Origin of the sequence: Enterococcus sp. 12F9_DIV0723 (assembly GCF_002174375.1) — a bacterium.
Classification (GTDB): domain Bacteria; phylum Bacillota; class Bacilli; order Lactobacillales; family Enterococcaceae; genus Enterococcus_A; species Enterococcus_A gilvus.
In genome coordinates, this window is record NZ_NIBK01000001.1 from 1052456 (window position 1) to 1075150 (window position 22695).

Annotated in this window: 20 protein-coding genes; 10 read left to right on the plus strand and 10 right to left on the minus strand. The window is 42.4% G+C overall.

What is annotated here, in order from left to right; genetic code table 11:
• Nucleotides 1–714: 714 nt before the first annotated feature.
• A complete protein-coding gene (locus tag A5868_RS05125) occupies nt 715–1695 on the plus strand; it encodes a hypothetical protein (protein ID WP_086305652.1) in 981 nt (326 codons plus the stop codon).
• A 45-nt stretch (nt 1696–1740) separates the two neighbouring features.
• Here the strand turns inward: A5868_RS05125 and A5868_RS05130 are convergent, their stop codons facing one another.
• Entirely contained in the window at nt 1741–2364 is a 624-nt protein-coding gene (locus tag A5868_RS05130; protein ID WP_086305653.1) for a hypothetical protein, read from the minus strand.
• A gap of 193 nt (nt 2365–2557) precedes the next feature.
• Here A5868_RS05130 and A5868_RS05135 point away from each other — a divergent pair, with 193 nt between their 5' ends.
• Nucleotides 2558–2959: an organic hydroperoxide resistance protein gene (locus tag A5868_RS05135; RefSeq protein ID WP_044926436.1), complete on the plus strand. Its 402-nt coding sequence runs from the start codon at nt 2558–2560 to the stop codon at nt 2957–2959.
• A 234-nt stretch (nt 2960–3193) separates the two neighbouring features.
• Nucleotides 3194–3847 (plus strand): MIP/aquaporin family protein, encoded by a 654-nt coding sequence (locus A5868_RS05140; RefSeq protein ID WP_086305654.1) that lies wholly within the window; start codon nt 3194–3196, stop codon nt 3845–3847.
• Nucleotides 3848–3957: 110 nt separating this feature from the next.
• Here the strand turns inward: A5868_RS05140 and A5868_RS05145 are convergent, their stop codons facing one another.
• The 3 genes from A5868_RS05145 to A5868_RS05155 all read right to left on the minus strand — a co-directional run bounded on the left by A5868_RS05145 (nt 3958) and on the right by A5868_RS05155 (nt 6063).
• Nucleotides 3958–4386, minus strand: coding sequence for a DUF6442 family protein (locus A5868_RS05145; RefSeq protein ID WP_086305655.1), 429 nt, complete (start codon nt 4384–4386; stop codon nt 3958–3960).
• The gene (locus tag A5868_RS05150; RefSeq protein ID WP_010781338.1) at nt 4386–4586 is read right to left on the minus strand and encodes a helix-turn-helix transcriptional regulator; all 201 of its coding nucleotides are present in this window, start codon (nt 4584–4586) and stop codon (nt 4386–4388) included. Before A5868_RS05150 ends, A5868_RS05145 begins: the two co-directional genes overlap by 1 nt.
• A 142-nt stretch (nt 4587–4728) precedes the next feature.
• Nucleotides 4729–6063, minus strand: coding sequence for an amino acid permease (locus A5868_RS05155; RefSeq protein ID WP_086305656.1), 1335 nt, complete (start codon nt 6061–6063; stop codon nt 4729–4731).
• Nucleotides 6064–6519: 456 nt separating this feature from the next.
• On the opposite strand from A5868_RS05155, the gene A5868_RS05160 reads away from it, so the two are divergent.
• Nucleotides 6520–6762 carry a GlsB/YeaQ/YmgE family stress response membrane protein gene (locus A5868_RS05160; protein ID WP_086305657.1) on the plus strand — a complete coding sequence of 81 codons (243 nt, stop codon included), beginning with the start codon at nt 6520–6522 and terminating at the stop codon, nt 6760–6762.
• Between the two features lie 38 nt (nt 6763–6800).
• Here the strand turns inward: A5868_RS05160 and A5868_RS05165 are convergent, their stop codons facing one another.
• Entirely contained in the window at nt 6801–7742 is a 942-nt protein-coding gene (locus A5868_RS05165) for a 2-dehydropantoate 2-reductase (protein ID WP_010781335.1), read from the minus strand.
• Nucleotides 7743–8156: 414 nt separating this feature from the next.
• Here A5868_RS05165 and A5868_RS05170 point away from each other — a divergent pair, with 414 nt between their 5' ends.
• Genes A5868_RS05170 through A5868_RS05180 form a run of 3 tightly spaced genes read left to right on the plus strand, consistent with a single transcriptional unit; the run spans nt 8157 to nt 12064 of the window.
• Nucleotides 8157–9206 (plus strand): DUF871 domain-containing protein, encoded by a 1050-nt coding sequence (locus A5868_RS05170; protein ID WP_086305658.1) that lies wholly within the window; start codon nt 8157–8159, stop codon nt 9204–9206.
• The gene (gene murQ / locus A5868_RS05175; protein ID WP_086305659.1) at nt 9203–10099 is read left to right on the plus strand and encodes an N-acetylmuramic acid 6-phosphate etherase; all 897 of its coding nucleotides are present in this window, start codon (nt 9203–9205) and stop codon (nt 10097–10099) included. The genes A5868_RS05170 and murQ overlap by 4 nt, the downstream gene beginning before the upstream one ends.
• 12 nt (nt 10100–10111) lie before the next feature.
• Complete coding sequence (locus tag A5868_RS05180) at nt 10112–12064, plus strand: glucose PTS transporter subunit IIA (protein WP_010781332.1); 1953 nt, start codon at nt 10112–10114, stop codon at nt 12062–12064.
• Between the two features lie 149 nt (nt 12065–12213).
• On the opposite strand, the gene A5868_RS05185 is transcribed toward A5868_RS05180, so the two are convergent.
• Nucleotides 12214–13065 (minus strand): MurR/RpiR family transcriptional regulator, encoded by an 852-nt coding sequence (locus A5868_RS05185; RefSeq protein WP_010781331.1) that lies wholly within the window; start codon nt 13063–13065, stop codon nt 12214–12216.
• A gap of 143 nt (nt 13066–13208) precedes the next feature.
• Between A5868_RS05185 and A5868_RS05190 the strand changes: the two genes are divergently transcribed.
• On the plus strand, nt 13209–13844 hold the full coding sequence (locus A5868_RS05190; protein ID WP_010781330.1) for a VTT domain-containing protein: 636 nt from the start codon (nt 13209–13211) through the stop codon (nt 13842–13844).
• A gap of 93 nt (nt 13845–13937) precedes the next feature.
• Here the strand turns inward: A5868_RS05190 and A5868_RS05195 are convergent, their stop codons facing one another.
• The 4 genes from A5868_RS05195 to A5868_RS05210 all read right to left on the minus strand — a co-directional run bounded on the left by A5868_RS05195 (nt 13938) and on the right by A5868_RS05210 (nt 18829).
• Nucleotides 13938–14732: a metallophosphoesterase gene (locus tag A5868_RS05195; protein ID WP_086305660.1), complete on the minus strand. Its 795-nt coding sequence runs from the start codon at nt 14730–14732 to the stop codon at nt 13938–13940.
• 87 nt (nt 14733–14819) lie between these two features.
• Nucleotides 14820–15827 (minus strand): LacI family DNA-binding transcriptional regulator, encoded by a 1008-nt coding sequence (locus tag A5868_RS05200; RefSeq protein ID WP_010781328.1) that lies wholly within the window; start codon nt 15825–15827, stop codon nt 14820–14822.
• Nucleotides 15828–15891: 64 nt separating this feature from the next.
• Nucleotides 15892–16551 carry a beta-phosphoglucomutase gene (pgmB, locus tag A5868_RS05205; RefSeq protein ID WP_086305661.1) on the minus strand — a complete coding sequence of 220 codons (660 nt, stop codon included), beginning with the start codon at nt 16549–16551 and terminating at the stop codon, nt 15892–15894.
• Nucleotides 16544–18829: a glycoside hydrolase family 65 protein gene (locus A5868_RS05210; RefSeq protein ID WP_086305662.1), complete on the minus strand. Its 2286-nt coding sequence runs from the start codon at nt 18827–18829 to the stop codon at nt 16544–16546. The genes pgmB and A5868_RS05210 overlap by 8 nt, the downstream gene beginning before the upstream one ends.
• 325 nt (nt 18830–19154) lie before the next feature.
• On the opposite strand from A5868_RS05210, the gene A5868_RS05215 reads away from it, so the two are divergent.
• Nucleotides 19155–21338, plus strand: a complete 2184-nt coding sequence (locus A5868_RS05215; RefSeq protein WP_086305663.1) for a PTS transporter subunit IIBC — start codon at nt 19155–19157, stop codon at nt 21336–21338.
• Nucleotides 21339–21386: 48 nt separating this feature from the next.
• Entirely contained in the window at nt 21387–22178 is a 792-nt protein-coding gene (locus A5868_RS05220; protein ID WP_176281367.1) for an endonuclease/exonuclease/phosphatase family protein, read from the plus strand.
• Nucleotides 22179–22695 lie beyond the last annotated feature (517 nt).

Here is a 22695-nt window from a genome sequence, read left to right on the forward strand (position 1 = left end):
CACAAAAAAAATAGACTTGCTTAAAAAAGAAAAAGAAAAGGAACTGCTATCAGATTACTTGGAGTAAAATATCAGGAAGATTTTCAATATCATTAAGAATTTAAAAACAAACTCTGCTAAGAAATTCTTAGCAGGAACTATTTGATTTAGTGTCTTTTGTCTGGTTTACGTTCCAGGAAACGCTGCAAGATAGGCTTTCTCACTTTTATTTATAGTGACTCTTTATTCCCACTCAACCTAATTTCTGACATACTGGCGATTTTTTGACTATCTTTTTGACCATCCTTTGTAGATTTAGTGGGACTATATCAGAGTTTTTCATTGATCTGAAAATGCTAGAAATCCCATTCTAATCAGCAACAGGAGCTACCCGGCATCTGAATTACCAACACATTAAAATAATCATTGTTGATTATTCAAACGGGGATCTCATTGTAGATCCTCGTTTTTTTGTGCCTATTTTTAGTCAACATGATTGTTGTTTTATAGAAGGTTTTAATAAGAATGATTATTTATTGAGACCTATAAATAAAGAATCCTGTTTGTTAAAAGGGGTTCGGTTGAATGAAGCGATATAACGGGTGTTTTTTTATATGCGACGAATTTTCAATACTTATTTTATTGAATTTTTTTAATAATAAAGGGTTCGTTTTCTCGTTCGGATAGCGGTATGATTTTTGAAAGAAAACGATTGTTGAAAGGAAGTTTAAGCGCATGAAGGAGAAATCACTGATCAAACCATTAACACCACGTCAACTTTTTGGGATCAAAAAAGAAAATCTGGAGCGGAAGGTCATAGACTATTATGAAGCGACGCAGGATGCTGCTTCGGTAGTTGAGTACGCCGTAGCGATACTTGTGCGGAATGCGATGGTTGTTAGTGATTTTACAGGGCTTTTCCAAACGCTGATCGTTGGTATTTTTATGAACGCTGAACCAAGCGAAGAACTACGGAAGCACTGTGTTTATTTTAAAGATTATTTCAAAAGTGGGGACTGGGAGCAAGTCATTCGCCGCTTATTTGGTAATAAAAAGAACTTTCATCAGTTTACTAAGACGACACGTATTTATGCACAACGGTTGAAGGCGCCTAGAGATGGGAAGCGTAAGTATCTGGATTTGCAGTTGCGGATGGTCGCTATTTTTGAGGATGCTTCTGGGAAAAGGCACACGCTGACCATTCGAGACGCCGAAGAGACGATCACCAGGTCGGAAGCGGAAGGAATATTAGAGATTCTGACAACGCTGAGTGTTTTTAAAATGAAAGGTGTTCGTCGATTTGCTAAATTCGTGAAAGTCTCTCGGCCGGGAACAACAGACACGTTTGACGATGAACAGATTGAAGCAGCTTCAGCGATCGAAGAAGATACTAGAGAACTACGAACGATCGAAATCATTGCACCGTCATCAGTTGATTTGACCGACTTGACTGAGGAAGAGACATTGAAGTTGGTTCGTGGCGGTCACCCTGATATTACCGATTTAGCGGGTATTCAAGTGGTATTCAGGCAAGAGGAACAAGAATCCATGGTCGAGGAAGATACGGTGTTTGAGCCCAAAGTACAAGCAATAGAAGAAATCAGGTCCGACCCGCAAGAAAAAGGGAAGCGACGGCGACCGCTGACCGCGAAGCAAGCCTATGTCCAAGGATTACTCCAGACATTCCGAAAACGAACGACCAGCCAGCGGGAATGATCAAAAAATTCGAGTGACGATGGTCACTCGAAGGGGATACCGTATTTATTGTAGAACTTCGATCATCACGTCTGCTTGGTCAGCAGGAACATTTCCAGCGTAATTTGGTGTGGCCAAGGAGAGTCCGCCATTGGCATTGTGGAATAAATAAAGGGTGCCTGATTGGTTATTCGCATTCGTCGAACCAGACAATTGACTTCCGATAGTTAGTCTCGTGCTGACATTGACTGTACGAATCACATTTGTATTGGCGGAAAAAAGGCGAACAGGGCGAACAGGAACATTTTCCATCGTGAAATTATACACCGCTTGCGTGGCTGTATTGACGTTGAAGGTGAGTTGATTGGTCGTCGTATTGATATTTATTGAATCGGGTACGTTCATGCCATTAAAGTAAAATGTCGCATACCCGCCAAATTCACTACTTGAGACGGTATCCGCGAGGGCATCTTCTGAAGATGTTGTTTGAGTCGTACTGTTTTCTGTACTATTTGTTGGTGACTCACTTGTTTGAGCGCCGCTTGAAGAATTATCGGTAGGGCGTAGTGAGCTTTCTGTCGTTGCACTCTCGCTGCTTGAAGCTTCCGAGGATTCTCCGTTGGGCGAATCACTACCGCAGCCAGACATCAGTACAAGGACGAAGAAACTTAGAACTAAAATTTTTTTCAAAATCAATCCCCCTTTCGTATTTGATTATAGCAAAAAAACGCCACTTTGTAATCGTTTGCACATTTCTCGAGGTTTTAACAAGAAAAGGAAGGTGTCTTTCTGTCAAACGATCTTTTTCCTGAGCAATATCATTGAATCGGCTAATGATAACGCGTAGACTGTTAGTCAAGAAGAAGAAAAGGACTGATGAATGTTGAAAAAAATGTATGAAACAGCAATGATCAATCATGGCGGACGTACTGGGGATGTTCAAGCACCAAACGGCAGCATGAAAATGAAAATCGAGCCACCTTCTATTCACGCGGAAGGAACAAATCCGGAACAATTATTCGCAGCAGGCTATGCCTCATGTTTTAATGGCGCCGTGCATCACATGTTGAAAGAGCACAAGATCGAATCTGATGCAGAAGTAAAAGCACGCGTGTCGTTGTATCAACTAGACGATGGCGGATACCAAATTGGTGTGATCTTAGAAACGTCATTGCCAGGTGTTGAAAAAGAAGAAGCATTGAAGATCGTGGAAGAAGCCCACGAATTTTGTCCATATTCAAAAGCTACACGAGGAAATATCGATGTAGAAGTCGAATTGGTCTAATGATGAAACCCTCCGAATCTTCGGAGGGTTTTTCTTTCATTTATTTTTCAATCCTGAATGAAAGAGAATGAAAGGATTTTGGATTGCACAAAATAACAATCTTTATCTAGAAGAAAAGTTCTGTCAAATAGAGAAAAAGAGAGAAAAATAAGACGTGTTATCTATTCGCTTTACAAAAGTTGAGAAATTAAATAAACTAAACTCTCAATTATTTGTGAAGGAAGTGCAATAAAAATGAAAAAATATTTGGCAGAATTTCTAGGTACCTTTATGCTTGTTTTTTTAGGAACTGGTACAGTAGTTATTGCTAAAGGTGGTACGTTAACGATTGGATTAGCATTCGGTTTAGCGATCACGATCATGGCGTATGCAGTGGGAGGAATCTCTGGAGGAAACTTTAACCCAGGTGTCTCAGTGGCAATGATGATCAATAAACGTTTGACCGTGAAGGATGGCATTTTTTATATTATCGCCCAAGCATTAGGCGCAATCGTCGCTTCAGCAATTTTATATGTGTATGTTCACGCATTAAACTTACCTAGCGATGGTTTTGGACAAACAGATTTTCCAAACATCTCTGCTGCACAAGCATTTGGTGTAGAAACATTGATCACGTTCTTGTTCGTATTCGTCATTTTGATGGTAACGAGCGAAAAATACGGGAATGCGCAAATGGCTCCATTGGCAATCGGGATCACTTTAGCATTCTTAATCATCGTCGCTCTTAACTTAACAGGCGGATCATTGAATGCTGCCCGCAGCTTAGGTCCTGCGATCTTTGCTGGCGGCAGTGCGCTGTCTCATTATTGGGTCTATCTAATAGCTCCAACTTTGGGAGCTGCAATTGCTGCATTTGTTGCGAAATTCATGGGCAGCGAAGAAAAATAATTTCTTGTAAGAGGCGATCGTTTGGATCGTCTCTTTTTTTTATCTCATGAATGGTGAAAAGAAAAAAAGCAGAATTCAATATTCTGCTTTAAGGGAAAATTTTGTGGGATTTAAAGAATCTTTTCGATTTTTAAGCGATGGTAAACAAAATAACCGACAACGAATAGATAGGCGATGACCAGAGGGATGATAACGTTGAAGGAAACACCCATCAATGCGAAGGTTAATAACAACGCTGAGTAAATATAAATCATCAAATCAAAGCCCTTAGCTTTTGCCATATTCTCGATCATCATATTGCGTTCGTCCTTTGAATTGATTTTTTCTTTTTTCGCTAATAAGGGATCTTTTTCCAGCGCCTTTTTGTTAACGAATGCAGCAATCCCATTGCCGAACAAGCCACTGCCGATTCCGATGCATAAATAAGGAAGAGTCCTCATGATGTGTTGTGGTTCGTTCATCGTTCGAATCAAATAGAGGCCAGCAAAGATCGACAGCAGGCCAAGCAAGGCAACAGCCAAGTTTTTTGTTTTTCTCATTATTTTTCCTCCTCATAAATGAAAATATCTTCGATGGTCACATCAAAATAGTGTGCAATTTTAAATGCCAATAGAATAGAAGGGTTGTAGCGTTCGTTTTCTAACGAGCCGATTGTCTGACGAGAAACTTCTAAAGCTGCGGCTAAGTCTTCCTGTTTGATTCCCTTTTCTTTACGGATTTCCTCTAAACGATTTTTCATCTGTATACTCCTTACGGAAAGTGTGCTTTACATTATCAGTATAAAGCATTATCTACACTATGTAAAGCTAGCTTTCCATAACGGCGCTTCAAGCAACAAAAAAAGCCGAATCAATTCGTTAAAATTGATTCGACAGGTGTGACTAGATCTGATCGGTTGCTGTATCCACTTGCTTTTTACGATAACTCAAAAGGATCGCTAGATAAATACACGCAGTAAAGAGTGTGACCCCCACAGGATTGTTTATCAAGATTCCTACAAAAATCAATCCTAAAACGAGAATGACCAATCCGCTGAAAAAGCGTTCCGTGCGTGTGCCTTTCTTCAAGGCTAATACAAAGGCTGCCACACTGATCAGCATCCACGTCAACAGTACAGAGTAAGACAATGAGCCGACTAAATAATTGAATAGCTTGTCTCCTAAGAAATAAGAGAGGATGACGCCAAGATAAAGTGTTCCTGTACAAAATAATACGGCCCGCTGCGGTACTTGGTGCTTATTCAGTACGGATAATTTTGAAGTAAAACCTGAATGATCTTTTACCCGGAAGTAAAGCGTTCTTGAAGAAGCATAGACGCCTGAATTAATTGAAGAAAACAGCGCCAGTACGATGACGAAGTTTACGATATCAGTGGCAAATGGAATATGCATCTTTTGGAAGACCATCACGAATGGGCTTGCAGTCGTTGCAGCCAATGTATCCCAGCGGTAAATGATCAATAGGAGAATCATTGGTACGATGTAAAAAGAGATGATCCGTCCCATGACACCTTTAATCGCTTTGGGGATCGCTGTCTTAGGATCTTCCGTTTCACTGACAGTGATGGCGATCAATTCAGAACCGCCATAAGAATAGATAACAACCAGCAGTGAGTTCACGAGACCTTTCAATCCATGCGGAGCAAAGCCGCCGTGGCTGTTCATACGTGAGACGGTATCGACTAGTCCGATATTCCATACTTCGTGCCCGACGAGATAAACTCCGAAAACAATCAATAGAATAATGACGGCAATTTTGATAAAGGCTAACCAATATTCTGTTTCAGCGAATAAGCGCACAGAGTATAGGTTGATCAAAGTCGTCAGCAGCGCCAGAATCAGCACGAAGATCCATGAAGGAACATGTGGGAACCATAGTTGCATAAAACTCGCGGCAGCTACGGCTTCGGCGATAATATTGACCATCCATAAGGACCAATACAGCCAATCGATAAAGTCTGCGGTGCGGTCGCCGAGGAAGGGCTTGATAATACCGGATAAGCCTTGGACATTGTCGCTGCTTAAGACCAAACGTCCCAAACCATTCATGACAATGAAGAGGACCAGGCCGCCTAGCAGAAACGCCAGAATAACGGAAGGACCAGCAATGCCGATTGCTTCGCCGCTTCCTTTGAATAGCCCAGCGCCGATCGCTCCCCCTAGTGCCAACATCATAATGTGGCGAGAAGTCATTTGCTTCTGTAATTTATTTTCCATAAAGATGCCTCATTTCTAAAATTAACAGAATCGTTTGTAGATTCAAAAGATTCTGATAAATATCTGACTATAATACCAAAATATTCTGACAATTCCATTTTCATGAAAATAATTTCATTTAATTTTCATTGTACTGTTCAAAAAAGCACGTCTTAGTTATTTTATAAAGCAATTTATCCGATTTATGAACAAAAACGGACTTAAAACAATTTTTGTTAAATCGTTGCATTGAAAATCGTGATTTACTGATAAAAGAGGATTTTTTCCGTCAGATTTTTCCTCACTTAAGAAATTTTTGAAGTAAGGCGATGAAAAGTCGAAAAACCTATTATATCAAGCCTTTTTTAGATGTTTGATTGAAATGGACATGAGATTTTGAGCAGATTGATAGGAAAAAATGAAGATTATTTGTAACATGATAATGTAATTATTATCTATAGAAAGAGGGAGAACAGAATGGGTTGGTTATGGACATTAATCATCGGAGCACTTATTGGTGTTATTGCAGGAGCAATTACTAAAAAGGGCGGTTCTATGGGCTGGATAGCTAATATTGTCGCTGGTTTGGTAGGTTCGGCCATTGGTCAAGCACTATTCGGCACTTGGGGCCCCAGCTTAGCAGGTATGGCTTTAGTTCCTTCTATTATTGGCGCTGTGATTGTTGTTGCAGTCGTTTCATTCTTTATTGGAAGAAAATAGCTATCATTCCTAATAAAAAAAGCGCCTAGGCGCTTTTTTTATTTTGCATTCAATAATTCTTCTTTTCCGTGGATCAATTGCGTCAAGAACGCACAGTACGGCGTAGAAATCTGATACATTTTTCCTTTTTGCCAAACAGCACCGTTGATATAATCGATTTCTGTTTTACGGTGATTGCGAATCAAGTCTTGGTACATTGAAGGAAAATGCAATCCCTGCGTTTTGACATCATAGGTAGCTTCGATCGCTTGAATGACTTGCTCCTGATCAAGATCGATCCCTTCGGCTGAAGCAACTGCGGCAAATTCGCCCACGATCGTTTCGATGATTCCTCTGGCGACACTCATGGAACCAAAATCAGCGATGTTGCAATCCAAGATCGTACATAAGCCATTCAGTGTTCCATTGATACAAGCCTTCTTCCAGATCGAGTAACGAACATTGTTACTATAGATAGGATTCAATCCAGCATTTTGAAAGACTTCTAATACCTCTAGCGTGAAGGCTTTGCCCTTCGGCTCCAGATTTTCCATTTCGATACTTCCGCTTCCCACCAGCTTTGCATGTCCGGGACCAGACAGTCCGGCCGTCCAAGTAGTGGTACCGAAGATAATATTTTCTCTCGGTACGAATTTCGACAAAGTCTCTTCATGGCCCAACCCATTTAATAAACAAAAGACGAAAGTCTCTTTCCCGATGATCGGCTGTATATCCTGAAACATTGCCTCTAGCTGCATGGATTTTGTCAATGCAACGACTAAATCAACGTTTGCGTGATCCTCTACGATTTCTTCTGGTGAATATATCGGCAGGTGAGCGACTACTTCGTGATCTTCAAACTCACCAATCAATCCATTTTCGCGAATGGCCTTAATATGGTCCGGCCAGCGATCAATCAATATCACTTCATTGCCTGTTTGATGGAGCATCAACCCGATGCGACTCCCCATTGCACCCGCTCCAGCAATTGCGATTTTCATATCAATGATTCCCCTTTCAAGTTCCATTGACCAGTATACCTAAAAAGAAGAAAAAAAGCGGAATGTCTGCTCATAAAATAAGAAATGATATTTCATAAAAAATAAAAAATATATGAAATAGTATTGCAATCATCGGCAATAGAAGTTATAATCAGCTCGTAAAGTTGAAATGGTTTTCATTAACAAGGTACTGCTTTTGATCGAATGATCGATCCAATTGGTACAGGTGAGGAATCATTTCGTGGCTTTTACATTAAAAAATAATTCTAACGCTGGCAAGCAGAGCGATGAAAGCAACAAACGTTCCTTTAAGTCGGTCAGGCAATCAATCGCTAAAGACTTTTACGTTCAGCAAATGAGTCGTTGGTATGACCCGAACTATTTTTCTAACTATGTCAAAGAAGGAGGAAGCAAATGTTTGGTTTTTCGATATTCCTAAATGAAGAGTTATCAAAGGAAACAACAAGTTACATTGCAGAAATGGCCCAAAATGGGTTTACTGGTATATTCACTTCGTTACATATCCCGGAAGACGATGCAGCACAGTATCGTAAGCGCTTGACGGATCTTGGCGCGATCGCAAAAAAATACGACTTGGAACTAATGGTCGACATTTCAGGTGACGCTTTGAAACGTGCCGGATTTTCTTTTGATCGTGTCGAAGAGCTTAGAGAAATCGGTGTGACGGGTTTGCGGATGGATTACCACATCAGCAACCAGCAGATCGCCGAATTGTCGAGAAAACTGCCGATCGCATTAAATGCTTCGACGATCACTGAGCTGGATATTCAAGAATTGCGAGAAGCAAATGCGAAGATCGATCATTTAGAGGCATGGCACAATTACTATCCAAGACCTGAAACCGCTTTAGATAAAAGCTGGTACCACGAAAAAAATGGCTGGTTAAAATCTCACGGCTTTACGATCCAAGGTTTTGTACCAGGCGATGCGCAGTTGCGAGGGCCGCTCTATCAAGGTTTACCGACACTGGAAGAGCACCGAGGCATTCATCCTTTAGCTGCTGCATTGGATCTTCGTGGAGATACGGATAAGGTCTATATCGGAGATAATGGGTTATCTGAGGGTGTCCGAAGACAATTTTCTTCCTATATTAAAGAAGAAACGATAAAACTTAAGGTAGAAGCACTCGACGAACAAGTGGCTTATATTTTAGGAGAACATGTCAATCGGCAGGATGAAGCACGTGATGTGATTCGAAGCGCGGAGGCACGCTTTAAAAAAATCCCCCACGTCGTCCCATTGCAAATGAGGGAACGCAGCGAAGGGGCCGTAACGATCGACAATGTGAACTATCTGCGCTATATGGGCGAGATACAACTTGTTAAACACGCATTGCCCGCAGATGAAAAAGTAAATGTGGTCGCGCAAGTGATCGAAAAGGATCGTCCATTGATCCAACAGATAAAAGCAGGACAGAAATTTATTTTAGAGAGTGTGGAATAGAAATGATCAATTTAGAAAATTTAACGACCGAACGACGCAATGAAACAACTTTTGGCTTGGACGAGATGAGTGTGGCACAAGCCGTGAAGCTAATGAACCAAGAAGACCACAAGGTACCGGATGCCGTGGCTGAACAACTGCCGCAAATTGAAAAAGTAGTATCTGCTACGATCGCTTCCTTCAAAAAGGGCGGACGCTTGATCTATATGGGTGCCGGCACGAGTGGTCGGTTAGGTGTCTTAGATGCTGCTGAGTGTGTGCCAACGTTTGGGGTAGAACCTGAAATGGTCGTTGGTCTGATCGCTGGTGGTGAACAGGCAATGACAGTGGCTGTTGAAGGAGCAGAAGATGATGCAGAACTTGGCGCACAAGATCTAAAAGATTTACAGTTAACAGCGAAGGACATGGTGATTGGAATCGCAGCTAGCGGACGTACGCCTTATGTCATCGGCGGATTGGATTACGCCCGTTCGATTGGTGCTTCTACTGGAACAGTGGCGTGCAACAAAGATGCAGCGATCAGCAAGCATGCAGAATTACCGATCGAAGTCGATTGCGGACCTGAATTTCTAACAGGCTCTACACGTTTGAAATCTGGCACAGCGCAAAAATTGATTTTAAACATGATCTCGACGATCAGCATGATCGGTATCGGAAAAGTCTACAACAACTTGATGGTGGATGTGAAACCGACCAATGAAAAATTGGTTGAACGGTCAAAACGTATTATCATGCAGGCAACAGATGCGGACTACGAAACGGCAGCACGCTATTTTGACGAAGCAGCGCAAAATGTGAAATTGGCGATCGTGATGATCTTGACAGACAGCACAAAAGAAGAAGCAGCAGAAAAATTGATCCAAGCCGATGGATTTGTTAAAAAGACGATTTAGGGGGAAAGAAAAATGGCAAAAGAAGAACTAACCTTGAACCAAATTGCAAAAGAGATCTACGATGGCGCCGGCGGTATGGAAAACGTCCAAAGCGTCGTTCATTGTATGACGCGTGTTCGTATGAGTGTCAGAGATGACAGCAAAGTCGATCAATCAAAATTGAAAAGCATTCCTGGTGTTCTAGGGGTAGTCGACGATGAACAGCTGCAAGTCATCATCGGGCCAGGAAAAGTGAACAAAGTTGCCAAAGAAATGGTTGATATGGCGGGTGTCAGTCTTGGGGAAGAATTGCCTCAAGGTTCAGGCAAAGACAAAGTCAACGCCAAAGCCGCTGAAATGAAAGCCGCTCAGAAGGCCAAACAAAAGAAATCACCTTTCAAAGCAGTCTTAAAAGATATTTCTAATATTTTCGTTCCAATGATCCCGGCATTTGTTGGTTCAGGGTTAGTCGCAGGTGTGGCAGCGATCATGGCCAATCTGATCACCGCTGGAACGTTGGATGCGGCTACTTGGCAGCAGTTTGTAGATGTCTTGAACATTCTGAAAAATGGGATGTTCAGCTACTTAGTAATCTTTACAGGGGTCAATGCAGCACAAGTTTTTGGAGCAAACCCAACACTTGGCGGAGTTATCGGAGCGGTCGTGCTATTGACCGGAATGAATCCTGAAGCACCGATCAAGAACCTGTTTACTGGCGATGCTTTAGCTGCTGGACAAGGCGGGATCATTGGTGTGATCTTTGCTGTGTGGTTGCTGTCGATCGTTGAGAAGAAATTGCATCAAATCGTACCGGATGCCGTGGATATCATCATAACCCCCATGCTCTCCTTGCTCGTCATCGGGTTGCTGGAAATTTTCCTGATCATGCCTTTAGCCGGCTTCATTTCTAATGGCATGGTTGGCGGGATCAACTGGGTATTAGCAGTGGGCGGTGCCTTCTCAGGGTTTGTATTAGGGGCATTGTTCCTGCCGATGGTAATGTTTGGTCTGCATCAAATATTGACACCGATCCATGTACAAATGATCGATGAAACTGGAAAGACCATGCTGTTACCAATCTTAGCCATGGCGGGTGCTGGACAAGTAGGTGCGGCGTTTGCTCTTTGGATCAGATTGCGTAAAGACAAAGAATTGACTGAGATGATCAAAGGCGCATTGCCTGTTGGGATCTTGGGGATCGGCGAACCGTTGATCTACGGTGTGACCTTGCCATTAGGCCGTCCATTCATCACTGCTTGTATCGGCGGCGGTATCGGTGGTGCTGTGATCGGCGCAATCGGCGGCGTTGGTTCGATCGCGATTGGTCCTTCTGGGGCAGCTTTGATTCCATTGATTGCAAATGGTCGCTGGTGGGGCTATGTCCTAGGATTGTTGGCAGCGTATGTCGGCGGCTTTATCGCAACGTATTTCTTCGGTATTCCAAAAGACAAATTAGCAGAACAAGAATTAGCGGAAGCGCCTGTTGTTGAACCAACAGAAGCAACAACTGCGCCTGTTTCTGCACAAGTAACAAATGTTTTCACAGCAGTAGCAAATGGCTCTGTTCATCCGTTAGAAGAAGCGGCAGATCCCGTATTTGCTGAAAAAATGATGGGCGAAGGCTATTTTGTTGAACCAACAGACGGCGCGATCTTTTCCCCTGTTTCAGGAAAAATCTCCACAGTCTTCCCTACGAAACATGCGATCGGGATCACGACGGACAGCGGTCTAGAAGTCTTATTGCATATGGGGATCAATACCGTGGAATTAGACGGCAAGCCTTTTGAGATTCTCGTATCAGAGGGTCAGACAGTGACGTCAGACACACAAGTGGCCACAGTTGATCTAACAGCGGTAAAAGCTGCTGGTAAAGGCACATCTATGATGGTCCTGATTACGAACATGACAGATGTCGGCACACATGTGTTGGAAAAAACTGGTGCGGTCAAGGCATCAGAAGAAGTGTTCAAAGCAACAACGAAATAATAGAATCGTTTGATACACTCTCTTATGTGAGATTATGCGTCGCTCACATAAGAGAGTTTTTTTATGTAGGAAAAGGAGAGGGATCAAAGAACGAGCGGACTAGCGAAGTAAAAAGGGCATGGAGGCAAGTGTGCCCCTATGTCCTTTCTCTAAAAATATTTTTTTCGGTATTCTTGTACGATGGCTCTTGTTGTATAAATTTTTTCGGCATTTTCTTGGTTCCGACTAATGTAGACATAAAAGAGAAGGTCGATCGTAATAAACTGTGCCAAGATCGAGTCCGTCGCTGCACTGCGGTACGTTGCTTCTGTCGGACGAGAGGTTCGCAAGCTCACATCCGAAAGCTTCGCCAACGGATTTTGTCCAAACTGGGTCAATGTAATGATCGGGATACCCAAATCCTTCGCTGTTTCGGCCAGCGCGATCAATTCAGAAGTCAGCCCCGAATTGGAAATCAGCCAAATCACCGCTTCTTTTTGATGCAGCACGAGCTGCGGCAAAATAGTATTGTAATCCGGTTCGCTGATGACATTCTTTCCTAGGCGGCTCCATTTCTGAACGATGTCGGTTGCTGCCAAGTTAGAGGCGCCAATACCTAAAACATAGCAGAAAGCTTTTTCCTCCAGCAATTTGCAGGCAGAAATGAACTCTTCTTCACTGAACAAGGCGGTTGTCTCATCAATGGTAAAGCGGGCGTTGCTTGCCAATTTGCTTTTTAGGCTATGGAAAGATTCGTCATGGTCGACATCGCTGTAGGTGTTCTTGCTGCGTTTTTGCATCGTTTCGGCAGAAAGTTCGATCTTGAAATCAGTCAGACTATTGAAGCCCATTTTTTTTGAGAAGCGCACCACCGTGGGGGCACTTGATCCAGAAGCTTCTGCGATTTCGTTAGCGGTCATGCTTGCGGCTTTTTCGCTATTGTCGCGTATGAAGCAGTAAATTTTTTTTTCGGCTGCAGACATATCCTTCTGCATGCTTTTCATATGAGAAAGAACGCTCATAAACTACTCCTTTTACCCTTTTTGTTTATTATACCATTTTATGCCTACTTTTGATTTTTTCTATAAAGGAGCAACGGACGCTTTCTTTTTTTGAGAAAAGTCGTATGATTAGAGAGACTATTTTATGAAGGAGCGTTTATTGAATGGCTTTGATCGATTTTATTTTGCATATCGATGCCCATATGGTGTCTTTGGTCCATCAATATGGGTTAGGAATCTATCCTATTTTATTTGCAATTGTTTTTATTGAAACAGGGGTTGTCATCTTTCCGTTTTTACCCGGTGATTCGTTTCTCTTTGCAGCGGGTGCGTTGACTGCGTTAGGAGGAAATGTTTTGCATTTGCCGTATGTGATCGGTGTTTGTGTGATCGCAGCAATCTTAGGCGATATGATGAATTATTGGATTGGGCACACACTGGGAGTTCGAGCGTTGTATCATCGTCCGATCTCACGATTCATTAAAGAAGACAAAGTGAAAGAAGCAGAGAATTTTTTCAACGAGCGGGGAAAGTGGACGATCTTTTTAGGGCGTTTCATGCCGTTTGTTCGGACCTTTATTCCGTTCATTGCAGGCTCGAGTAAAATGAACTGGGGAATTTTTTCGAGCTTTAATATTTTTGGAGCCATTGTTTGGGGCACGGTAATCAGTCTGGCAGGATACTTCTTAGGAAATATTCCGATCGTCAGTGATCATTTCTCATTGATCATGCTGCTGATCGTAGCCATTTCACTGGTCCCACTCATGATTCCTTATATCAAACAAAAAATCCGTGCATAATAAAGAGTTTGAACGTTTCCTCGCAGGGCGAACGTTCAAACTCTTTTTGCTTAGGCTGATTCATGTAAAACAAAAAAATCTTTCAATAACTCGTTATAAATGAAAATATAAAATCTCCGGAGTGACTCTGAAGCGCAGCGGTGGCCCAGTCGTCCCCAAACCGGTATTAACGATCAAACTTGTCTGTGGAGTCAAGGGATAGATTCCTTGGTCGTAAACTTTTGATCCGACATTTTTATAGGGCGCAATTGGAAAGCGAATCTGTCCGCCGTGACTGTGTCCAGCCAGGATCAAATCGAAGCGACTCAAATCTGTCAGCTGCTGCACCTGATCAGGCTCGTGGATCATCAAGATAGAGAAAACAGCTTTTTGCGGCTGCGTATCGTAATAAGGCTGCCCTTCTTGCCCGTCATCGATGCCGGTTAAACTGATTTGGTCTGTGAGTGTGCTTTGGTTGTTCAATAAAGTAAATCCGCCGGCATGCAAGATCTTGCTGACTGCTTCGCGACCGCCAGAACGATAATCGTGGTTGCCCAGTATGGCAAATTTTCCACTTGGAGCTTGGATTTTTGCGAGCTGCTGACTGATAGCTTCACAGTCACGTGTTTGCCAGTATTGGTAATTTTCAATCAAATCGCCAGTGAACAAGACGATGTCCGGCTCTGCCTGATTGAGTTTAGTCACGATCTTATCAAAGCGCTTAGGTGAGTAAAAGGGAGAAAAATGACTGTCGCTGATTTGAGCAATCGTCACGCCTTCTTTTATTCCGGGTTTGATTGAGAGTGCGTCGTTCTTTTTGATCTTAAAATGCTTTTCCGTCAATTGATAGGTGGAGTATCGGCAATAGATCAGAAAGAGCCCAGCGCATAGGGCTAAAAATAGAATCATTTGGACCACTTTCTTTCTGATTTTTTCGTAAGTATATACAAAAAGAACACCCTGTCACAAGTTGGACAGGGTGTATTTAAGGATAATTTAAATCGTACGAACCGTTTCTCTTTGGATCAAATGATGCGGCACGACCAATTGTACACCAGTGGATTGCTTCTGATTGATCTGCTCCATCAATTTTTCGGTACCCAAACGCCCCAGATCGGAAATATCGATATCGATCGTCGTGAGGTATGGATGGACCAACGTCGCAAAAATCGAATTATTGAAGCTGATGACGGAAAGATCGTCAGGAACATTGTATCCGTGCAAGGTGGCTAATTGAATCATTCTTAACGCAAAAATATCATCGATCACAACAAGGGCAGTGGCGCCTGTTTCTTTGATCACCTCAGGAAATTTCGTGTAGTCCTCAGGGTGAAGCATCGTCAAAGGCTGATTGGTCGGCAGACCTTGCAGCATCATCGCCTCCTGATAACCGAAATATCGCTCAAAGAAAATGACCTCTTGCGTCACGTTTGAAACGAACAAGATGTTCTTATGGCCTTTTTCAATCAAATGTTCGGTGGCCTGCTTTCCTAATAGCTGGTTATCGTTATCAACATAGACGATCTCCGCCTCTCGTTTAGCCGGCCGACCGATCAGGGTAAAGGGCACCTGGTTTTGAAAAAGGTACTCCGCTACAGGATCGTCCTTCTCAGAATAGGCCAAGATAAACCCATCGACCTGCTTTTGGCGATGCATTCGAATGACGTTTTCCAACAAGGTTTCGCTGTTGTTGGCTGAAGCAACTGCTGTAGTTACTTGGAATTCTGCAGCTGTTTCATTTATCGCGTTCAACAGCTCCAGATAAAGTGGATTTCCTAAACGCTCACGCGAATCTAAAGGTGGAAGGATCACGCCTAATGAATTTGCCCGCTGCTTGCCTAGATTTCGAGCAGTGACATTCGGAAAATACCCCATCTCATCCATGATCTTTCGCACACGTTGTTTTGTTTCATCTGAAATACTCGGATGATCATTGATCACGCGAGAAACGGTAGAAGGGGAGACTTTTGCTTTTTTTGCCACGTCCTTAACTGTAGTCACCATGAAAATCATCTCCCTTTCTCAATAATAGTATAAATTTTTCAAGTAGATCCTTATTTTTTTTAAATCAATTATCCCATAACCGTTTCAAAAAAGGCAAACGCAACTCGGCAGTAGAGGCGACTACGGGAATATCTGTCCCTAGCTGTTCCGCTGTCCCGACCCCAATAGGGAAGGCGCCGCTGGCCTTGATCGCAGTGATACCGGCTTGGGCATCCTCGATACCGATACATTCTTCAGGAGTAAGTCCGACGACCTTCGCGGCTAACTGGAAAATATCAGGTGCTGGTTTTCCTGCTTTGACAGCCGAGGGATCCGCAATACCATCAAAGTAGGGTGTCAAGGCCATTTGTTTTAATAAAAAGGGGCCATTTTTACTGGCTGAAGCCAAAGAAATTTTTATATCCGCATCTTTTAATGCTTTTAACAAGTCTACTATACCAGGATAGACGTCTTTTGGCGAAACGGCCTGAATCATTTCTACATAATTGTCATTTTTGATTTTTGCTAATCGTTGAAACTCTGCTTCAGAGATATCCTTTTTGCGCTGACCATGTGCTAAGATCAGCCGCAAAGAATCTTCTCGGCTGACACCTTTCAACTTTTCATTGAATTGCCTGTCGATCGAGATGCCCAAATCATCAGCCAATTTCTTCCAAGCGAGATAATGATACTCAGCAGTATCTGTGATAACGCCGTCTAGATCAAACAACACACCTTTAAACATTTGGTTCCTCCTGTTCTAAAGGAACGCTGACTGAATCCTTCAAGGTGATTTCTTGTCCATACAGCATCATAGCGAAGGCAGAGCCATCTTTCAAGTCAATGCGGACCTCTTTCTGGGTTACAGTGACTGCGAGCAGTCTTCCACGATAGGTGATGTGGAACGAATAGTGATCCCAGTCTTTTGGCAACAACGGTGCAAAGCTAAGTGTTCCTGTGCTGGTCTTCATTTGAGCAAAGCCCTGAACGATGGCTAACCAGCTGCCCGTCATGGAAGTGATGTGGAGGCCGTCATCTGTATCATTATTGTAATTGTCCAGATCTAAGCGCGCAGTTCGCTGGTACATTTCCATTGATTTGTCGATCAAGCCCAATTCCGCAGCCAATATAGCATGGACCGATGCAGAAAGGGAAGACTCATGGACAGTCATTGGTTCGTAAAACTCAAAATTTCTTCGTTTCTCTTCATCTGTGAAGCTATCCCCGAAGAAGTAGATTCCTTGCAGCACATCGGCTTGCTTGATAAAACAAGAACGTAAAATCTTATCCCATGACCAATGCTGGTTCAATGGACGCTCTGCTGGATCGAGTGAAGAAGTCGGCAATAGATCCTTATCCAAGAAAGTATCGTGTTGAACAAAAATGCCTAACTCTTCATCTTTAGGGAAGTACATATTTTGGATAATGTCTTGCCACTTTGTCTGTTCTTCTTGAGTAATTGTGACTGTCGCATGCGCTTGATATTTTTGATAATTTTCAAGAGTATAGGAAAGAACCCATGTAGCTAGGTAATTTGTATACCAATTATTGTTTATATTGTTTTCGTATTCATTAGGACCAGTAACGCCGTGAATCATGTATTTTTGTTGGCGTTTGGAGTAGTGGACGCGATCTGCCCAAAATCGTGCGATCTCTGTCAGGACTTCCAATCCTTCTTTTTGAATGTAGCGCTCGTCTCCGGTGTACGTCGTGTAATTATAGATCGCATGAGCAATAGCACCGTTTCGATGGATTTCTTCAAAGGTAATTTCCCATTCGTTGTGGCATTCTACCCCAGTGAATGTGACCATTGGGTATAGCGCACCTTTTAGACCTTGTTGACGTGCGTTGTGTTTTGCCTGAGGCAATTGATTGTGACGGTACTTCAACAAGTTTTTAGTGATCGTTGGGTCAGAGATTCCAAGATACATCGGCACAGCATAAGCTTCTGTATCCCAATAGGTAGCGCCACCGTATTTTTCCCCGGTAAACCCTTTTGGCCCGATATTTAGACGATCGTCCTCACCATAATAAGTAGAAAATAATTGGAAAATGTTAAAGCGGATTCCTTGTTGGGCTTCATCGTCTCCACCGATCGAAACATCTGCTAGCGCCCAACGTTTTGCCCAAACGGCGTTTTGTTCGGCTAAAAGTTCCTCGTAAGAAGCATCATAAGCCTCCAGCAAAGCAAGAGCTTTTTCACTTTGCTCAGATTCAGGAACGTCACGGCTGGTCAGAATAACGACTCTTTTTTCTAATTGCATCGATTCATCGGGTTTCAGGTCATAGGTAAATGTTTCTGCAACTTCTAACGTATCGTCTTGCTGAACACCAATGGAAGAACTAACGTGCTTCATGACGCCAGTTACAGAAAACTGCTCAATGCCAAAATCGTTTGGAATGGTCTGTGTCGTCAAGAAGCTGCTCTCCATTTGATGACCGCGTTCCTTTTCTAGCCAAAACATTTCTTCGTAGTTACTGTCTTCATTTTGAACATTGTTATCTAGTTTAGAAAGAACCCTTATCTGAGCGTCGCCGGCTAAGCATTCAGCAGTTAAACGAATCACCGCTAATTCTTGCTTAACGATACTTAGAAAACGTTCGAAAGTGAAACGAACAGTTGCACCTCCTGCGATTGCGACAAAAGAGCGGGTGAGCAGACCGTTTTCCATATTCAATTCAAGGTCGAAGTCCTCAAATGCAGTCGTCGCCAAATCAATTTCATGATCATTAACAAAAAGTTTCATTTGAATAAAATCCATGGCATTGATGACTTTTCCAAAATATTCGGGATACCCATTTTTCCACCAACCAACGCGGGTTTTGTCAGGATACCAAATTCCTGCGAGGTAGGTTCCTTGGTGATGGTCGCCGCTGTAGCTTTCTTCAAAATTTCCGCGCATGCCCATGTAGCCATTGCCTATACTGGTCAATGATTCCTGCAAACGACGATTTTCCTTATCTAGTTGTGTTGTCCGAATCTTCCAAGGGTCAATTTCAAAAAGACGTTGTACTTTTTCCATAATAGTCCTCCTAGTTTCCTTTAGGTGTGTTCTTTTCTTTCAAAACCACTCTAACGCAGCAGGTGTCGATGCTTCTTCCTTTGGGAAAGCGCAGATGCAAGAATAAAAAACACGCTAAATGTTTCTTAGCTTTATCATACACGCAACCGGTTGCGCAAGTCAAACATTAATTGATTTAATTGGTTGATAATCGTATATCAAATAATAAGACTGTAAACATTTATTTGTTTGAAAGAGTTTACAAATTTCCATTGTGAGTATATAATGCAAATTAACGAAACCGATTGCGTGAATTTCTGCAACGGATTATTTAGGAGGAACAACGATGAAGGGAATCAAAAAGATTTTTAGTTTTGAGTTTTGGCAAAAGTTCGGAAAGGCCTTGATGGTAGTGATCGCAGTGATGCCAGCGGCAGGACTAATGATCAGTATCGGAAAGTCTTTACCATTAATCAATGAAAATCTCGGTTGGCTCGTTACGACCGGCGGCGTTGTTGAAAATGTTGGTTGGGCAATTATCGGAAACTTGCATCTGCTATTTGCCTTAGCAATCGGCGGAAGCTGGGCAAAAGAACGAGCAGGGGGTGCATTCGCGGCAGGGCTATCATTTATTTTAATTAATCGAATCACCGGCGCGATCTTTTCTGTCACGTCTGATATGCTTGCTGATCCAACGGCAACAACGCAAACATTATTTGGACAAAAAATCATGGTGGATGGCTATTTTACGAGTGTTCTAGAAGCTCCCGCTTTGAATATGGGCGTGTTTGTCGGTATAATCGCTGGGTTTGTAGGCGCGACTGCGTACAATAAATACTATAATTTCCGAAAACTCCCAGAAGTTTTGACCTTCTTTAATGGCAAACTATTTGTTCCTTTTGTCGTCATCTTGCGTTCCGTGATCGTAGCATTGGTCTTAGCGATCATTTGGCCAGTTATTCAGACAGGGATCAACGACTTTGGTAAATGGATCGCGAACTCTCAAGATACGGCACCGATCTTAGCACCATTTTTATATGGAACACTGGAACGGCTACTTTTACCATTCGGATTGCATCATATGCTGACGATTCCGATGAATTATACACAACTCGGCGGAACCTACGAGATTCTGACGGGTGCTCAAGCAGGAAGCCAAGTGTTTGGTCAAGACCCGTTATGGTTGGCATGGGCGACTGATTTGGTCAATTTGAAGAACGGCGGAGACATGTCTCAATACCAAGACGTGCTGACTCAATGGACTCCCGCCCGTTTCAAAGTTGGTCAGATGATTGGTTCGACCGGTATCTTAATGGGATTGACATTGGCGATGTATCGTAATGTGGACACTGATAAGAAGAAAAAGTACAAATCAATGTTCCTTTCTGCAGCAGTTGCCGTATTTTTAACAGGAGTAACAGAACCGCTGGAATTCATGTTCATGTTTGTTGCGGTCCCATTGTATGCATGTTACGCAGTGATCCAAGGTGCGGCTTTCGCAATGGCTGATATAATCCATTTGCGTGTTCATTCATTCGGGAATATCGAGCTGCTTACGCGAGTACCGATGGCGATTCGGGCTGGGTTAGGGAGCGACTTGCTTAACTTCGTCATCACGAGTATCGCCTTTGGAGTATTCACATACTTCTTCGCAAACTTCATGATCAAGAAATTCAACTACGCGACACCAGGAAGAAACGGCAATTATGAAGTGGACACGGAAGAGTCAACAGGTACAACGTCAAATGAATCAGCGAATGCAGATTCGCAAATCGTCAAGATCATCAATTTACTAGGCGGTCCGCAAAACATTAGCGATGTGGATGCCTGCATGACCCGTCTGCGGGTAACAGTAGCAGATAAAACTGCTGTAGGCAGTGAGGAAGACTGGAAAAAAGCTGGAGCAATGGGGCTTTTGGTCAAAGACAACGGGGTGCAAGCGGTGTATGGCCCTAAAGCAGATATCCTTAAATCAGATATTCAAGACCTTTTAGATTCAGGTGTTCAAATTCCTAAGAGTGATTTTCAAGAGAATATGCAGGATTCAATAGAAGAAAATCAAGTGTTTTTAGGAAAACAGGCAAAGATCGTAGCACCAGCAAATGGGGAGTTTATCCCAATCGATCGAGTAGAAGATGAAGTCTTCTCGCAAAAAATGATGGGTGAAGGATTTGCAGTCGTTCCAGAGAATGGTGTGATCGTCAGTCCAGTCAGCGGGACGATCGTTTCCGTATTTCCAACAAAACACGCGATCGGCATCCAGACAGAGGACGGAATCGAAGTACTGCTGCACATGGGTATCGATACAGTTGATTTAGGCGGAGAAGCGTTCGACATCAAAGTGCAAGAAGGCGAAAAAATAAAAGCTGGAAAAATTGTCGCTTCAGCAGATTTAGCGAAAATACAAGAGGCAGGCAAGAGGACGACCATGATCGTTGTGTTCACTAATGGTGACAAGATCGAAAATTACCATTATGATAAAACAGGACTCGTTTCACGAGGAGAAACGATCGGAACATTCGATTATTAAAGCGAGGCGAGAGCAATCAAAGTACTAACATTGAACACGCATAGCTGGATGGAAAAAGATGATAGGCAGCAAATTGAGGAATTGGCAAAAAAAATTGCTAAGGAGAAGTATGATTTGATTGGTTTGCAAGAAGTGAACCAACTTCGAACGAGTTCTTCCGCTAAGCTAGATCATTATTTTCAACCCACTGTTGACCAAAAAACAGTGCACGAAGACAATTTCCTCTATTGTTTAACAGAACGCTTAAAAGAATTAGACTGTCGTTATTACTGGTCTTGGACGTACAATCATATTGGTTACGATGTCTATCATGAAGGGATAGGCTTGTTATCAAAGAATCCTATAGAAGCAAAAAGTCTGTTGCTTTCCGAAAGTGCGGACCCGTCAGACTACCACACGCGAAGAGCGATAATCGGTGAAACAAGATTTGACTCTCAAAAAATTACAGCACTAAGCGGACACTTCTCATGGTGGCAAAACTTGGAGCAATCCTTTGCTTACGAATGGCGTACTTTGGAAAAAGCGCTAATGGAAAAACAAGACAAGCTGATTGTTATGGGGGACTTTAATAATGATGCAAAGAAAAGCAATGAGGGATATGATTTAGTCAGAAAAAGTGCTTTAAACATACACGATGCTTTTAATACTGCCGAAGAAAGAACAGGCGAGCACACAGTGGAGACTTCTATAGATGGGTGGGGTCAAAATACGAACAACCTTCGGATCGACTATATTTTTGCCTCTGGGGAATTTAAGATAGAAAGCTATAACATTGCTTTTAATGGAAAAAACGGAAGAATAATTAGTGATCATTACGGAATTGAAATAATAATGGACTAGCGAAAAGCTAGTCCATTTTCTGTTTGCCTGAAACTTTTTTGAAAAAGCACTGAAAAATGTTTGACATAATTTTTCAGTATGATATTATCAATAACGTTGCTGAAACATGTTGATTTAACAACGAAAAATAATTATTGACAAGCTTTTTGTTAAGTGTTATTATTTCAAAGTTGTCAATTGAGTTTCAAAACTTTTTCAAAATTAAATGAAAAAAGTTGTTGACATTCACTCAGTAACCTGTTAAGATATAAAAGTTGGTGAAACAAAGCGACAAACAACGTAGACCTTTGAAAACTGAACGAATAAAACAAACCAAATGTGTAGGGCGCTTCTATTCTATAGAAGCAAACAACATAGCAAGCAATATGCTAGCAAGTCAATTATTACAATTGAGCTTAACAATCGCAAGATTGTTTCAAACACTTTATACGAGAGTTTGATCCTGGCTCAGGACGAACGCTGGCGGCGTGCCTAATACATGCAAGTCGAACGCTTTTTCTTTCACCGGAGCTTGCTC

What these genes read in the sequence shown, in the direction of transcription:
- A5868_RS05125 (WP_086305652.1), top strand. Translation starts at nt 715, where the DNA reads ATGAAGGAGAAATCACTGATCAAACCATTAACACCACGTCAACTTTTT.
- A5868_RS05140 (WP_086305654.1), top strand. Translation starts at nt 3,194, where the DNA reads ATGAAAAAATATTTGGCAGAATTTCTAGGTACCTTTATGCTTGTTTTT.
- A5868_RS05145 (WP_086305655.1), bottom strand. Translation starts at nt 4,386, where the DNA reads ATGAGAAAAACAAAAAACTTGGCTGTTGCCTTGCTTGGCCTGCTGTCG.
- A5868_RS05150 (WP_010781338.1), bottom strand. Translation starts at nt 4,586, where the DNA reads ATGAAAAATCGTTTAGAGGAAATCCGTAAAGAAAAGGGAATCAAACAG.
- A5868_RS05155 (WP_086305656.1), bottom strand. Translation starts at nt 6,063, where the DNA reads ATGGAAAATAAATTACAGAAGCAAATGACTTCTCGCCACATTATGATG.
- A5868_RS05160 (WP_086305657.1), top strand. Translation starts at nt 6,520, where the DNA reads ATGGGTTGGTTATGGACATTAATCATCGGAGCACTTATTGGTGTTATT.
- A5868_RS05165 (WP_010781335.1), bottom strand. Translation starts at nt 7,742, where the DNA reads ATGAAAATCGCAATTGCTGGAGCGGGTGCAATGGGGAGTCGCATCGGG.
- A5868_RS05170 (WP_086305658.1), top strand. Translation starts at nt 8,157, where the DNA reads ATGTTTGGTTTTTCGATATTCCTAAATGAAGAGTTATCAAAGGAAACA.
- A5868_RS05180 (WP_010781332.1), top strand. Translation starts at nt 10,112, where the DNA reads ATGGCAAAAGAAGAACTAACCTTGAACCAAATTGCAAAAGAGATCTAC.
- A5868_RS05185 (WP_010781331.1), bottom strand. Translation starts at nt 13,065, where the DNA reads ATGAGCGTTCTTTCTCATATGAAAAGCATGCAGAAGGATATGTCTGCA.
- A5868_RS05190 (WP_010781330.1), top strand. Translation starts at nt 13,209, where the DNA reads ATGGCTTTGATCGATTTTATTTTGCATATCGATGCCCATATGGTGTCT.
- A5868_RS05195 (WP_086305660.1), bottom strand. Translation starts at nt 14,732, where the DNA reads ATGATTCTATTTTTAGCCCTATGCGCTGGGCTCTTTCTGATCTATTGC.
- A5868_RS05200 (WP_010781328.1), bottom strand. Translation starts at nt 15,827, where the DNA reads ATGGTGACTACAGTTAAGGACGTGGCAAAAAAAGCAAAAGTCTCCCCT.
- pgmB (WP_086305661.1), bottom strand. Translation starts at nt 16,551, where the DNA reads ATGTTTAAAGGTGTGTTGTTTGATCTAGACGGCGTTATCACAGATACT.
- A5868_RS05210 (WP_086305662.1), bottom strand. Translation starts at nt 18,829, where the DNA reads ATGGAAAAAGTACAACGTCTTTTTGAAATTGACCCTTGGAAGATTCGG.
- A5868_RS05215 (WP_086305663.1), top strand. Translation starts at nt 19,155, where the DNA reads ATGAAGGGAATCAAAAAGATTTTTAGTTTTGAGTTTTGGCAAAAGTTC.
- A5868_RS05220 (WP_176281367.1), top strand. Translation starts at nt 21,387, where the DNA reads ATGGAAAAAGATGATAGGCAGCAAATTGAGGAATTGGCAAAAAAAATT.